12 protein-coding genes are annotated in these 12,663 nt (G+C 69.6%); 5 read left to right on the forward strand and 7 right to left on the reverse strand.

Features of this window, described 5'->3' with window-relative positions; genetic code table 11:
• The first annotated feature begins 8 nt into the window (after nt 1-8).
• Both ACTWQR_RS45605 and ACTWQR_RS45610 read left to right on the forward strand, forming a co-directional pair.
• Nucleotides 9-422 carry a DUF742 domain-containing protein gene (locus ACTWQR_RS45605; protein ID WP_443233211.1) on the forward strand — a complete coding sequence of 138 codons (414 nt, stop codon included), beginning with the start codon at nt 9-11 and terminating at the stop codon, nt 420-422.
• Nucleotides 423-617: 195 nt separating this feature from the next.
• Nucleotides 618-1,223, forward strand: a complete 606-nt coding sequence (locus ACTWQR_RS45610) for a GTP-binding protein (protein ID WP_443233212.1) — start codon at nt 618-620, stop codon at nt 1,221-1,223.
• An 80-nt stretch (nt 1,224-1,303) separates the two neighbouring features.
• Here the strand turns inward: ACTWQR_RS45610 and ACTWQR_RS45615 are convergent, their stop codons facing one another.
• Nucleotides 1,304-1,732, reverse strand: a complete 429-nt coding sequence (locus ACTWQR_RS45615) for a PPOX class F420-dependent oxidoreductase (RefSeq protein ID WP_443233213.1) — start codon at nt 1,730-1,732, stop codon at nt 1,304-1,306.
• Nucleotides 1,733-1,828: 96 nt separating this feature from the next.
• Between ACTWQR_RS45615 and ACTWQR_RS45620 the strand changes: the two genes are divergently transcribed.
• Together ACTWQR_RS45620 and ACTWQR_RS45625 are read left to right on the forward strand one after the other, a co-directional pair.
• Nucleotides 1,829-2,242 (forward strand): roadblock/LC7 domain-containing protein, encoded by a 414-nt coding sequence (locus ACTWQR_RS45620; RefSeq protein ID WP_443233214.1) that lies wholly within the window; start codon nt 1,829-1,831, stop codon nt 2,240-2,242.
• A 122-nt stretch (nt 2,243-2,364) separates the two neighbouring features.
• Nucleotides 2,365-3,375, forward strand: coding sequence for a DUF6397 family protein (locus tag ACTWQR_RS45625; RefSeq protein ID WP_443233215.1), 1,011 nt, complete (start codon nt 2,365-2,367; stop codon nt 3,373-3,375).
• A gap of 4 nt (nt 3,376-3,379) precedes the next feature.
• Here the strand turns inward: ACTWQR_RS45625 and ACTWQR_RS45630 are convergent, their stop codons facing one another.
• Nucleotides 3,380-4,252, reverse strand: coding sequence for an acyl-CoA thioesterase (locus ACTWQR_RS45630; RefSeq protein WP_443233216.1), 873 nt, complete (start codon nt 4,250-4,252; stop codon nt 3,380-3,382).
• A gap of 19 nt (nt 4,253-4,271) precedes the next feature.
• The gene (locus ACTWQR_RS45635; protein WP_443233217.1) at nt 4,272-6,785 is read right to left on the reverse strand and encodes a DUF3516 domain-containing protein; all 2,514 of its coding nucleotides are present in this window, start codon (nt 6,783-6,785) and stop codon (nt 4,272-4,274) included.
• Between the two features lie 145 nt (nt 6,786-6,930).
• On the opposite strand from ACTWQR_RS45635, the gene ACTWQR_RS45640 reads away from it, so the two are divergent.
• Nucleotides 6,931-7,725, forward strand: a complete 795-nt coding sequence (locus ACTWQR_RS45640) for a metal-dependent hydrolase (RefSeq protein WP_443233218.1) — start codon at nt 6,931-6,933, stop codon at nt 7,723-7,725.
• A gap of 149 nt (nt 7,726-7,874) precedes the next feature.
• Here the strand turns inward: ACTWQR_RS45640 and ACTWQR_RS45645 are convergent, their stop codons facing one another.
• The 4 genes from ACTWQR_RS45645 to ACTWQR_RS45660 all read right to left on the reverse strand — a co-directional run bounded on the left by ACTWQR_RS45645 (nt 7,875) and on the right by ACTWQR_RS45660 (nt 12,660).
• On the reverse strand, nt 7,875-8,150 hold the full coding sequence (locus ACTWQR_RS45645) for a type B 50S ribosomal protein L31 (protein ID WP_443233219.1): 276 nt from the start codon (nt 8,148-8,150) through the stop codon (nt 7,875-7,877).
• Nucleotides 8,151-8,205: 55 nt separating this feature from the next.
• Nucleotides 8,206-8,676 (reverse strand): DUF5709 domain-containing protein, encoded by a 471-nt coding sequence (locus ACTWQR_RS45650; protein ID WP_443233220.1) that lies wholly within the window; start codon nt 8,674-8,676, stop codon nt 8,206-8,208.
• Nucleotides 8,677-9,031: 355 nt separating this feature from the next.
• On the reverse strand, nt 9,032-10,822 hold the full coding sequence (locus ACTWQR_RS45655; RefSeq protein WP_443233221.1) for an ABC transporter ATP-binding protein: 1,791 nt from the start codon (nt 10,820-10,822) through the stop codon (nt 9,032-9,034).
• Complete coding sequence (locus tag ACTWQR_RS45660; protein WP_443233222.1) at nt 10,819-12,660, reverse strand: ABC transporter transmembrane domain-containing protein; 1,842 nt, start codon at nt 12,658-12,660, stop codon at nt 10,819-10,821. Before ACTWQR_RS45660 ends, ACTWQR_RS45655 begins: the two co-directional genes overlap by 4 nt.
• Nucleotides 12,661-12,663 lie beyond the last annotated feature (3 nt).

A 12,663-nucleotide genomic window follows, 5' to 3' on the forward strand; every position in this document is an offset into this window, starting at 1 on the left:
TCGGCGCCATGACCGAGGACCGCACAGGCCTCCCTGAACAGGCGGGCAGCCAGTGGTACGACAACGAGGCCGGGCCACTCGTCCGCCCGTACGCGATGACAGGCGGGCGCACCAAGCCGGGCCCCACCGGGGTGCGTTTCGACCTCATCGCGCTCGTCTCACTCGACACGGGGGCACCCGATGTCGGTGGCGACACAGCACTCGGCCCGGAACACCGGGCCCTCATAGAGCTCTGCCGCCTCGAGACACAGTCGGTCGCGGAACTGGCCGCCGACGCCGACCTGCCCGTGGGCGTGGTGCGGGTGCTCCTGGGCGACCTCCTGGAACTGGGCTGCGTCACGGTCAGCCGCCCGGTGCCGCCCGCCCAACTGCCCGACGAGCGCATCCTGCGCGAGGTCATCGAAGGACTGAGGGCGCTATAGATGCTGGATCAGACTCACTGGCGAGCTGTCCCGCACCGAGTTGTGCGCTCATCCGGGCACCGAATGGGCGCGAGACGGCCAGAACGGTCAATTAGCGGTCCAACGCCCCGAAGGCGAGCCGCAGTTGCCATGATGCTGACTCCGTTCACATGTACTGACGTCGACCGTTGCCGGCACTCCCGAGAGAAGTGATCGATGGTCTCCGAAGACTCCGACGCCACAAGCGGGGAGACGGCCGCCCTGGCGTTGAAGATTCTCGTCGCCGGCGGATTCGGCGTGGGCAAGACCACCCTGGTCGGCGCCGTCAGCGAGATCAGGCCACTGCGCACCGAGGAACTGCTGAGCGAGGTGGGCCAGTCGGTGGACGACACCGACGGAGTGGACCAGAAGGTGACGACGACCGTCGCCATGGACTTCGGCCGCATCACCATCAGGTCCGGCCTGTCGCTCTACCTGTTCGGTACGCCGGGACAGGACCGGTTCTGGTTCCTGTGGGACGAACTGTCGCAGGGGGCCCTGGGTGCCGTCGTCCTCGCGGACACCAGGCGGCTCGAGGACTGCTTCCCCGCGGTCGACTACTTCGAGCACCGGCACATCCCTTTCGTGGTCGCCGTCAACTGCTTCACGGGCGCGCGTGCTTACGGCGCCCACGAAGTGTCACGCGCCCTCGACCTCGACCAGGGAACACCCGTGGTGCTCTGCGACGCCCGTGACCGCGACTCGGGAAAGGAAGTGCTGATACGTCTCGTCGAGTACGCCGGGCGGATGCATACCGCCCGGCTGCTCGACTCGGTCGGATGACGAGAGGCCCTGGAGCCGTCTGACGAGACGCTCCATGGCCAGTCTGACGAGACGCCCGCAGGCTGACGCGAAGGGCCCGCTCAGTCCGCGACGTCGGCTTGTGCGAGTACCTTCTCTATCCTCAGGCGTACGAGGAGTTCGCCGGGCACGCCGTTGCGGGCACCGAACTCCTCGGCCCGCTCCTCGCCCATGTAACGGCCGCCGATCCGTCCGGCCCAGAGCCGGACGTCATCAAGATCCTCCGAGATCCGGGCGCGCCCCTGCAGGACGACGAACGCGAACGGCGGCCGGTCGTCGTCCACGCACAGGGAGACCCGGCCGTCCCGGGCCAGATTCCGCCCCTTGACAGTGTCCTTCCCCGTGTTGAAGACCAGGTCATCGCCATCGAGCACGAACCAGATCGGCGCCACATGCGGGCTCCCATCGGCCCGGACAGTACACAACTTGCCGGTGCGAGTTCCTTGCGAGACGAATGCCCGCCATTCCTCATCAGTCATCTTCTGTGCCATGCCTCTATCTTCCTTGCCCGCACGGCGGTGGTGGGGAAGGGTGGTTGATCAGGTCCCCCGGCCAGGGGGAGTCACACATCCACGGGGAGACGGATCATGGCTGAGAACCAGGGACTTGGCTGGTTGCTGGACGACCTGACCCAGCGCGTCGAGCACGTACGACATGCGCTGGTGCTGTCCAACGACGGACTGGTGACCGGAGCGAGCGCGGGACTCAGGCGCGAGGACGCCGAACACCTTGCCGCCGTCTCGTCGGGTCTGCACAGCCTGGCCAAGGGTTCGGGCCGCCACTTCGGTGCGGGTCAAGTACGCCAGACGATGATCGAGTTCGATGACGCGGTGCTCTTCGTCACGGCGGCCGGCACCGGCAGCTGTCTGTGTGTGCTCAGCGCTGCGGAGGCCGACATCGGCCAGGTCGCCTACGAGATGACGCTGCTCGTCAACCGTGTCGGCGAACACCTCCACGTCGATGCCCGGCAGCCGGAACACGCACCCTCGATAGATCTCTGACCTGCACAGACGCCGCTGGGCCAAAGTTATCCACAGGCTCGGCGCGAGGCGTGGCAAACGGCTACGGTTTTTCTCGAAGCAAGGGCACGCAAGTGCACATCGCTGTACGGGGGAGAACCGCCATGTCCGGCAACACCATCACGCAGACCGCCATGCCCACCGTGACCCCGGCTGCCGCCACGGCAGCTCGGCCGTCACTCGCGCAGAGCCGCGCCGCGCGAGAACTGGGACTCAAACGGGGTGAGTTCGACCTCGCCGTACGACTCGGGTGTATCCGAACCGTCCCGGACGAAGGCGGCGCAGGCCGCCGCGTCGCTCGCGCGGAGATCGACCGGGTGAGGTCCGGCAGCGGTTTCCCGGATGCCCTGCGAGAACGCGTCAAGACGGTCGGCACCTCGGAGGGCGCGGCCCTCATGGATGTGACGACCGCCCGGTTCACTCGGTTCGCGCGCCTGGGCTTCGTCACGCCCGTCACCTTTTATCTGAACCGCTACAGGGCCGTGGTATGGCGCTATCTGGCTGAGGAACTGCGACAGTTCGCCGAGAGCGAGGACAACGCCCCGCTGCTGAGCGGCCGTACGCCCGAAGGGCTGCGCGACCAGTTGGACGCGGGCCTGGACCTGCGGGCCCGGAACTGGCGGGGACGGCACGTGGGGTTCCTGCTCCGGCAGACCGAGGACCCCTGGGCGCGCGCCGCGGCAATGGCGTCCCTGCTCGATCCCGCGCAGGTCGCGGAGATCGTCGCGGATCCGTACGAACGCGCCTACATGAACCGTTTCAGGCCCGAACAGACGCCCCACGGTGCGCCTGATTCGCCTGCCGCCCACGTTGCCGCCCGGGTCATGACGGCGGAAGACCCGGACGAGATCAGCTGGCTCCGGTCGGACCTGGCGAACGAACTCAAGGAAGCGCGGGAGCACCGGCCCGCGCCACGACCGACACCGTGGCCCGAGCCTCCGGCCACGAGTCTCCGACCACGGTCCGCCGAGGAGCGGCACTTCATCGACCAGCGGCAGACGGTCGACCAGCGACAGACGGTCGAGGAACCTCAGCTGATCGAGAAACCTCAGCTGATCGAGGAGCCAGCACGTCCGCGGGGCCTCCTCAGCTGGTTGCGCCGCAGAAACCCGTGACCCGTCAGGCCTGGAGCTTGCGGAACAGGCCTTCCTGGACGACGGAAACGAGCAGGCGTCCCTCCACGTCGTAGATCCGGCCCCGGGCCAGACCCCGGCCGCCCGTTGCGATCGGCGACTCCTGGTCGTAAAGGAACCACTCGTCGGCGCGGAACGGCCGATGGAACCACATGGCGTGGTCCAGGGAAGCCATGTCGAAACCGCGCGGGCCCCAGAGGGGCTCCACCGGGATACGGACGGCATCCAGGAGGGTCATGTCGCTCGCGTACGTGAGCGCGCATGTGTGGACGAGCGGGTCGTCGCCCAGGGGCCCCACGGCGCGCATCCACACGGCGCTGCGCGGCTCGGCGTGCTCGATCTCCTCGGGGGTCCAGCGCAGCCGGTCCGCGTAGCGGATGTCGAAGGGTTGGCGCCGGGCCATGCGCTCCAGCGTCTCGGGGAGCGTGCCCAGATGCTCCTTGACCTCCTGAGCAACGGTCGGGAGCGACTCAGGATCCGGGACCTCACGGGCCGGCGGCAACTGGTGCTCGAAGCTCCCTTCCTCAGGCTTGTGAAAGGAGGCGGTCAGATTGAAGATCGTGCGGCCCTGCTGCACGGCGGTGACGCGGCGCGTGGTGAACGACCGCCCGTCGCGGACCCGTTCGACCTGGTACACGATCGGTACGCCCGGGCGGCCCGGGCGCAGGAAGTACGCGTGCAGTGAGTGCACGGGCCGTTCCCCGTCCGTGGTGCGGCCCGCGGCCACCAGGGCCTGGCCCGCCACCTGCCCGCCGAAGACCCGCTGCAGGGACTCCTGCGGGCTGCGGCCACGGAAGATGTTGACCTCGATCTGCTCCAAGTCGAGCAGGTCGACAAGTCGTTCCGCTGGGTTCGTCATGCGTCGCGTTCTCCTGTGCTCACAGCTGGCCGACGTCGGTGACCTTGACGACTGCACGTCCCTCGGTGTCGGAGGCCGCGAGGTCGATCTCCGCGCTGATGCCCCAGTCATGATCGCCGTTCGGGTCGGCGAAGGTCTGGCGGACGCGCCACAGGCCGTTCTGCGGCTCCTCCTCGATCTGCAGCAGCTTGGGGCCACGCGCGTCGGGGCCGGTGCCGAGGTCGTCGTACTCGTCCCAGTACTTGTCCATCGCATCGCCCCACGTATCGGCGTCCCAGCCGGACTCGGCGTCCATCTCGCCCAGTTCCTCGACGTGGTCGAGGGCGGCGAGCTCGACGCGGCGGAACATGGCGTTGCGGACGAGGACACGGAAGGCCCGCGAGTTGGCGGTCACCGGCTTGACCTGGTCAGCCCTCTCCTGGGCCTCCTCGGCAGTCATTACCTCCGGGTTGGCGAGCTGCTCCCACTCGTCGAGGAGGCTGGAGTCGACCTGGCGCACCATCTCGCCGAGCCAGGCGATCAGGTCCTCCAGGTCCTCGGATTTGAGGTCGTCCGGGACGGTGTGGTCGAGGGCCTTGAACGCGCTCGCCAGGTAGCGCAGCACGATGCCCTCGGTCCGGGCGAGCTCGTAGTGGGAGACGAACTCCGTGAAGGACATGGCCCGTTCGTACATGTCGCGGATGACGGACTTGGGGGACAGCGGGTGATCGCCGACCCATGGGTGGCTCTTGCGGTAGGTGTTGTACGCGTGGAAGAGCAGCTCCTCCAACGGCTTGGGGTACGACACGTCCTGGAGCCGCTCCATGCGCTCCTCGTACTCGACGCCGTCCGCCTTCATCGCCGCGACGGCCTCACCGCGGGCCTTGTTCTGCTGGGCGGCGAGGATCTGCCGAGGATCGTCCAGCGTGGACTCGACGACGGACACCATGTCCAGGGCGTACGAAGGGGATTCGGGCTCGAGAAGCTCGAACGCGGCGAGCGCGAAGGTCGACAGCGGCTGGTTGAGGGCGAAGTCCTGCTGCAGGTCGACGGTGAGGCGCACGATGCGGCCCTCGGCGTCCGGCTTGTCGAGCTTCTCCACGACGCCGCCGTCGAGGAGCGAGCGGTAGATGGCGATCGCCCGCCGGATGTGCCGCAGTTGCTGCTTGCGCGGCTCGTGGTTGTCCTCCAGCAGATGCCGCATCGCGTCGAAGGCGTTGCCGGGCCGGGCGATCACCGACAGAAGCATCGTGTGCGTGACCCGGAAGCGCGAGGAGAGCGGCTCCGGGTCGGAGGAGATGAGCTTCTCGAAGGTGCTGTCCGTCCAGCCGACGAAGCCTTCAGGAGCCTTCTTGCGGACCACCTTGCGACGCTTCTTCGGGTCGTCGCCCGCCTTGGCGAGGGCCTTCTCGTTCTCCACGACGTGTTCAGGAGCCTGCGCCACGACAAAGCCCGCCGTGTCGAAGCCGGCCCGCCCGGCACGGCCCGCGATCTGGTGGAACTCCCGCGCGCGCAGCGTCCGCACACGGTTGCCGTCGTACTTCGCCAGGGCCGTGAAGAGCACGGTGCGGATGGGGACGTTGACGCCGACACCAAGCGTGTCCGTACCGCAGATGACCTTCAGCAGACCGGCCTGGGCCAGTTTCTCCACCAGACGGCGGTACTTGGGCAGCATGCCGGCGTGGTGCACACCGATGCCATGGCGTACGTAACGGGAGAGGTTGCGGCCGAACTTGGTGGTGAAACGGAAGTTGCCGATCAGCTCGGCGATCTGGTCCTTCTCCTCGCGCGTGCACATGTTGATGCTCATCAGCGCCTGCGCCCGCTCCACCGCCTGGGCCTGGGTGAAGTGCACGATGTAGACGGGCGCCTGCTTGGTCTCGAGCAGCTCGGTGAGCGTCTCCGTGAGCGGGGTCAGCTTGTACTCGTAGGAGAGGGGTACAGGCCGGGTCGCCGAGCGGACGACCGAAGTGGGCCGACCGGTCCGCCGGGTCAGGTCCTTCTCGAACATCGACACGTCGCCGAGCGTCGCCGACATCAGGATGAACTGCGCCTGCGGCAGCTCGAGGATCGGGATCTGCCAGGCCCAGCCGCGATCGGCCTCGGCGTAGAAATGGAACTCGTCCATCACGACCTGGCCGATGTCGGCACGCTTGCCGTCGCGCAGCGCGATGGACGCGAGGACCTCCGCGGTGCAGCAGATAACAGGGGCGTCGGCGTTCACGGACGCGTCGCCGGTCAGCATGCCGACGTTCTCGGTGCCGAAGAGCTTGCACAGCTCGAAGAACTTCTCCGAGACGAGCGCCTTGATCGGAGCCGTATAGAAGGTGACCTCGTCACGGGCGAGCGCCGCGAAGTGCGCACCGGCGGCGATCATGCTCTTGCCCGAGCCGGTGGGTGTCGACACGATCACGTTCGCACCCGAGACCACCTCGATCAGCGCCTCCTCCTGGTGGGAGTAGAGCGTGAGACCGCGTTCCACGGCCCACGACTCGAAGGCTTCGTAGAGGGCGTCGGGATCTGCGGTCTGCGGCAGCTGATCGATAAGGGTCACACCCCCATCTTGCCTGTGATCCCACCCGATGAGGGAATCGGCTGCGAGGCCGAAGATCACGAACGCTACGCTGTGGCGCCGACGCAGCGTAAGCGCACGCGGGCAACGGACTTTGACAACAAGAGGAATGGGGCGGGGTACGGCGATGATGGGACCAGCACACTCACTGTCGGGGGCGGCAGCCTGGCTGGGCGTCGGAGCCGCGGCGGCCGCCGCCGGTCACACGATGCCCTGGCCGGTCCTTCTGGTCGGCGCGCTGATCTGCGCGGGTGCCGCGCTCGCTCCGGATCTGGACCACAAGGCGGCCACGATCTCGCGGGCCTTCGGACCCCTGTCGCGGGGCCTGTGCGAGATCGTCGACAAGCTCTCGTACGCCGTCTACAAGGGGACGAAGAAGGCGGGCGACCCGCGCCGTTCCGGCGGGCACCGCACCCTGACGCACACCTGGCTGTGGGCGGTGCTGATCGGTGCGGGAACGTCGGTCATCGCGATCACGGGAGACCGCTGGGGGGTCCTGGCCATCCTCTTCGTGCACATAGTGCTCGCCATCGAGGGGCTGCTGTGGCGGGCGACGCGTGGTTCCAGCGCCGACGTCCTGGTCTGGCTGCTCGCCGCGACGAGTGCCTGGATCCTGGCGGGAGTACTCGACAAGCCGGGCAATGGTTCCGACTGGCTGTTCACGGAACCGGGCCAGGAGTACCTCTGGCTCGGACTGGCGGTTGTCCTCGGCGCGCTGGTGCACGACATCGGGGACGCGCTGACGGTGTCGGGCTGCCCGATCCTGTGGCCGATACCGGTCGGCCGCAAGCGCTGGTATCCGATCGGGCCGCCCAAGATGATGCGGTTCAGGGCGGGCAGCTGGGTCGAGCTGAAGGTGCTGATGCCGGCGTTCATGGTGCTCGGCGGCGTGGGCTGCGCGGCCGCGCTCAACTTCATCTGAGCGACCGCGCCGGACCGGCCCGCTCCGCCGCCGTCAGGCGGGCGGGTTCAGCCGCCCGCCGAGCAGGCCTGAACGCCCCTGACTCCGGCCGACGGCACCCATTCTCCGGCTTGGTCTCCGGCCGACGGGAAGTACCCCTCCGGGCCGGATCACGCCGCGTCGCCTCCGCCGGAGCCCTGGCCCGCGCTGCCGTATCGCTTCTCGAAGCGGGCGACCCGCCCTTCCGTGTCCACGGTCCGCGCCTTGCCTGTGTAGAAGGGGTGGCTCTCCGAGGAGATCTCCACGTCCACGACGGGGTACGTCTGGCCGTCGTCCCAGTCGATCGTCTGGTCGCTCATCGCGGTGGACCGGGTGAGGAAGGCGTAACCGGCGGCGCGGTCGCGGAAGACGACGGAGCGGTAGTCGGGGTGCTTGTCCTGCTGCATGGGTGCTCCTTGCGTGGGGCGTGGGTGTGCGGACAGGGCGGGGGAACCGGTGGTGTCAGCCGGGCAGGGAGTCCTCGTCGACGATGTGCATGGCGGCCTCCTCCGCCGAGGCCGCGGCGCCGTCGATGCCCACGTCGGTGGCGATCAGCCCGCTTTCCTCGTCCTCGTGGGCGCCTTCGTCGGGAGCCACGAGACGGCCGGAGCGGAGGGCGCCCACCTCGTTGTCCAGCGGTTCGCCGTCCGAGTCCGGGGAGTCTCCGATGCCGTCTCCGTCGGGGGCCGCGATGTCCGGCAGTTCTTCCGCGAGGCGTTCGTCCAGGGTCTCGCCGCGATGCCGTTCCGCCGCGGTCACGTCCCGGCGCTCCACCGCCCACGGCCGCTCCGGCGGCGACCAGCCCCGGTCCAGGGGGTCGCTCACGCCGTCGGCTTCCAGGGTGTCCTCGGCGTCGAGCAGCCCCGCGTCATCCTGAACCTCGGATCCATCGGGCTGGTAGACGTCGTCTCCCCATCCGTCGGCGCTGTCCACGGGAACCTCCAGGTGGTGCGGGCCGGCCCGCTGTCACCGCGCTCGGCGGCGGGCGCGCGGGCCGCTCGGTCCAGGCTTTGCCCATACAGAACATGCGGAGCATGCGGAACCGGGTGGTTCCTGGGCGTTCCCCGAACCGGTGCCGACATCCAGCCTTCCACCCCTCATCGGCACAGCGCAACGCCACGGAGCCCGGCCGCGGACCCGGCCCGCTCAACAAGGGCGGGCACAGGCCAAGGCCGGGACCCCGGTACGGCGCGACCTCGGCCCGCCTGAACACCGGCGGACCGCCGCGTGCACCGTCCGGCCGAGCACAGGCCGGACCAAGTACGAACGGGGCAGCGTGGACGCTCGCCTACCCGTGCCAGGACCTCCACAGGGCCGCGTACGCGCCGTCCGCGGCGACCAGCTGGTCGTGGCTGCCCAGTTCGCTGATGCGGCCGCTCTCGACGACGGCGATGATGTCCGCGTCATGGGCGGTGTGCAGCCGGTGGGCGATGGCGACCACGGTGCGGCCGTCGAGGACGCGGGCCAGAGAGCGTTCCAGATGCCGGGCCGCGCGCGGGTCGAGGAGCGAGGTGGCCTCGTCCAGGACGAGGGTGTGCGGATCGGCGAGCACCAGCCGGGCGAGCGCGATCTGCTGGGCCTGGGCCGGCGTGAGGGCGAGCCCGCCCGAGCCGACCTCGGTGTCCAGACCGTCGTCAAGTGCCCGCGCCCAGTCGTCGGCGTCGACCGCGCCGAGGGCGGCCCACAGCTCGGTGTCGTCGGCACCTGCGCGGGCGAGGAGCAGGTTGTCGCGCAGGGCGCCCACGAACACGTGGTGTTCCTGATTGACCAGCGCCACGTGGGAGCGGACTCGTTCGGCGGACATTCCGGACAGTTCGGCGCCGCCCAGCGTGATCCGTCCCTCCCGGGGTGCGTAGATCCCCGCGAGCAGCCGGCCCAGCGTGGACTTGCCCGCGCCCGACGGGCCGACCAGGGCCAGTCGGGTGCCCGGCGCGACCTCAAGGGAGACCTTGCGCAGGACGTCGACGCCCGCGCGGTAGCCGAAGTGGACCTCGTCGGCGTGCACGTCACGCCCGTCCGGGGCCAGCGACTCGTCACCGGCGTCCGGCTCGATGTCGCGGACACCGACCAGGCGGGCCAGCGAGACATGGGCGACCTGAAGCTCGTCGTACCACCGCAGGATGAGGCCCACCGGGTCGACGAGCATCTGCGCGAGCAGGGCACCCGTCGTCAGCTGGCCCACCCCGATCCAGCCCTGCAGGACGAAGTACCCGCCGATCATCAGGACCGAGCCGAGGACTGTGACATGCGTGATGTTGATGACCGGGAAGAGCACCGAGCGCAGCCAGAGCGTGTAGCGCTCCCAGGCGGTCCACTCCTTGACCCGCTGGTCCGACAGGCCGATGCGGCGCTCGCTCAGACGGTGCGCCTCGACGGTGCGTCCGGCGTCCACGGTCTCGGAGAGCATGGCGGCCACGGCGGCGTAACCGGCGGCCTCGGAGCGGTAGGCGGACGGCGCGCGCTTGAAGTACCAGCGGCATCCGGCCACGAGAAGAGGGACGGCGACCAGCACGGCGGGCGCGAGCGGCGGAGCGGTCACGACGAGCCCGCCGAGCAGCAGGGCCACCCACACCACACCGATGGCCAGCTGCGGCACGGCCTCTCGCATGGCGTTGGCGAGCCGGTCGATGTCCGTGGTGATCCGGGACAGCAGGTCGCCCGTCCCGGCCCGCTCCAGCACGCCCGGCGGCAGCCCCACCGACCGCACGAGGAAGTCCTCGCGCAGGTCGGCCAGCATCCGCTCGCCGAGCATGGCGCCCCGCAGCCGCACCTGCCGTACGAACACGGACTGGACGACGAGAGCGAGGACGAACAGCGCGGCGGTGCGTTCCAGGTGCAGTTCCCGCGCCGCAGCCGCCCCGTCGGAGACGCGCTCGACGAGGGAGCCCAGCAGATAGGGGCCTGCCATCGAGGCGACGACGGCGGCCGTGTTGACGGTGATGAGCAGCAGAAAGGCCCGGCGGTGACGTTGGAAGAGTTCGGCCACGTAGGCGCGTACGGTTTCGGGGGCGCCGACGGGCAGGGTCTCTGCGGTCGTCGGGGCCGCCGGGTCGTAGGCCGGTGGCGCCACGCCGATCATGCGGTCTCCTCGATTTCTTCCAGCTCTGACATGTCTTCGTCCGCCAGCTCCGCGAGGCCTTTCAAGCGGGCTGTGTCGTGCGCCGTGGCCTTGTCGGTGTTGTCGTCTGGCTCACGTGTCACCACGACCCGGTACCGGGATTCGCTGTGCAGCAGTTCGCGGTGCACACCGACCGCAGCGACCTCGCCCTCGTGGACGAGTACGACTCGGTCCGCGTGGTCCAGGAGCAGCGGCGACGAGGTGAAGACCACTGTCGTACGGCCCTGCCGGAGGGAGCGGATCCCGTCGGCGATCCGCGCCTCGGTGTGCGAGTCGACGGCGGACGTCGGCTCGTCCAGGACGAGCACCCCCGGGTCCGTGAGCAGGGACCGGGCCAGCGCGAGACGCTGGCGCTGGCCGCCCGACAGGGAGCGGCCGCGTTCGGTGATCCGGGCGTCCATCGGGTCGTCGGCGTTCAGTGACCCCTGGGCGAGCGCGTCCAGCACGTCGCCGCACTGTGCGGCGGCCAGCGCCTCCTCGGCGCTGACGTCACCGGAGGCGGGCACGTCGAGCAGTTCGCGCAGGCTGCCGGAGAGCAGGACCGGGTCCTTGTCCTGGACGAGGACGGCGGTGCGGGCGGAGTCGAGCGGCAGTTCGTCCAGCGGTACGCCGCCGACCAGCGCCGACGGCAGCTCCGAGGAGTCCGCCGCGTGACCGCCGAGCCGCTCGGCCAGCACGCCCGCGGCGTCCGGGTCACCGCACACCACGGCGGTGAGTCGCCCGGCCGGCGCGAGCATGCCGGTGGCGGGGTCGTACAGATCTCCGGTCGGCACGACGGCCTCGCGCGACCCCTCGCCGTCCGTCGCCCGCTCCAGCGACAGCACCCGGGCGGCGCGCTTCGCGGACGGCTTGGAGAACGAGTAGGCCATCGCGATCTCTTCGAAGTGATGGAGCGGGTAGCTGAGGAGCATGACGGCGCTGTACACGGTGACCAGTTCGCCGACGGTGATCCGGCCTTCCTGGGCCAGGTTCACGCCGTGCCAGACGACCGCGATCAGCAGCAGCCCGGGCAACAGGACCTGGATCGCGGAGATCAGCGACCACATACGGGCACTGCGCACGGCTGCCTGGCGGACCTCCTGAGAGGCACGGCGGTAGCGGTCCAGGAACAGTTCCTCGCCGCCGATGCCGCGCAGCACGCGCAGGCCTGCGACGGTGTCCGAGGCCAGTTCGGTGGCGCGGCCCGCCTTCTCGCGCTGGAAGTCCGCGCGCCGGGTGGCCCGGGGCAGCAGCGGGAGCACGGCGAGCGCCAGGACGGGCACGCCCACGGCGACGACGATCCCGAGCGCCGGCTCGTAGACGACGAGGGCGACACAGACGAGCACGATCGTCACCGCGGCCGCGGTGAACCGCGACACGGCCTCCACGAACCAGCCGATCTTCTCCACGTCACCGGTCGACACCGCGACGACCTCACCGGCCGCCACGCGCCGGGTCAGCGCGGAGCCGAGCAGGGCGGTCCTGCGGGCCAGCAGCTGTTGTACGCGCGCGGCCGCGGTGATCCAGTTGGTGACCGCGGTGCGGTGCAGCATGGTGTCGCCCAGCGCGATGCCGATTCCGCACAGCGCCATCAGCCCGCCCGCCAGGCCGAGCCGAGCGCCGGAGCGGTCCACCACGGCCTGGATGGCGAGGCCGACGCAGAAGGGCAGTGCGGACACGGACATGAAGTGCAGCAGGCCCCAGGCCAGGGACTTCAGCTGTCCGCGGAGTTGATTCCGGCCGAGCCACACCAGGAACCGGGAGCCAGAGCGAGCGTCCGGCACACCTGGGTCGGGATACGGAAGGTCTTGAATCTGCATGAC

Origin of the sequence: Streptomyces sp. 2A115, from assembly GCF_052245575.1 — a bacterium.
Lineage (GTDB): Bacteria > Actinomycetota > Actinomycetes > Streptomycetales > Streptomycetaceae > Streptomyces.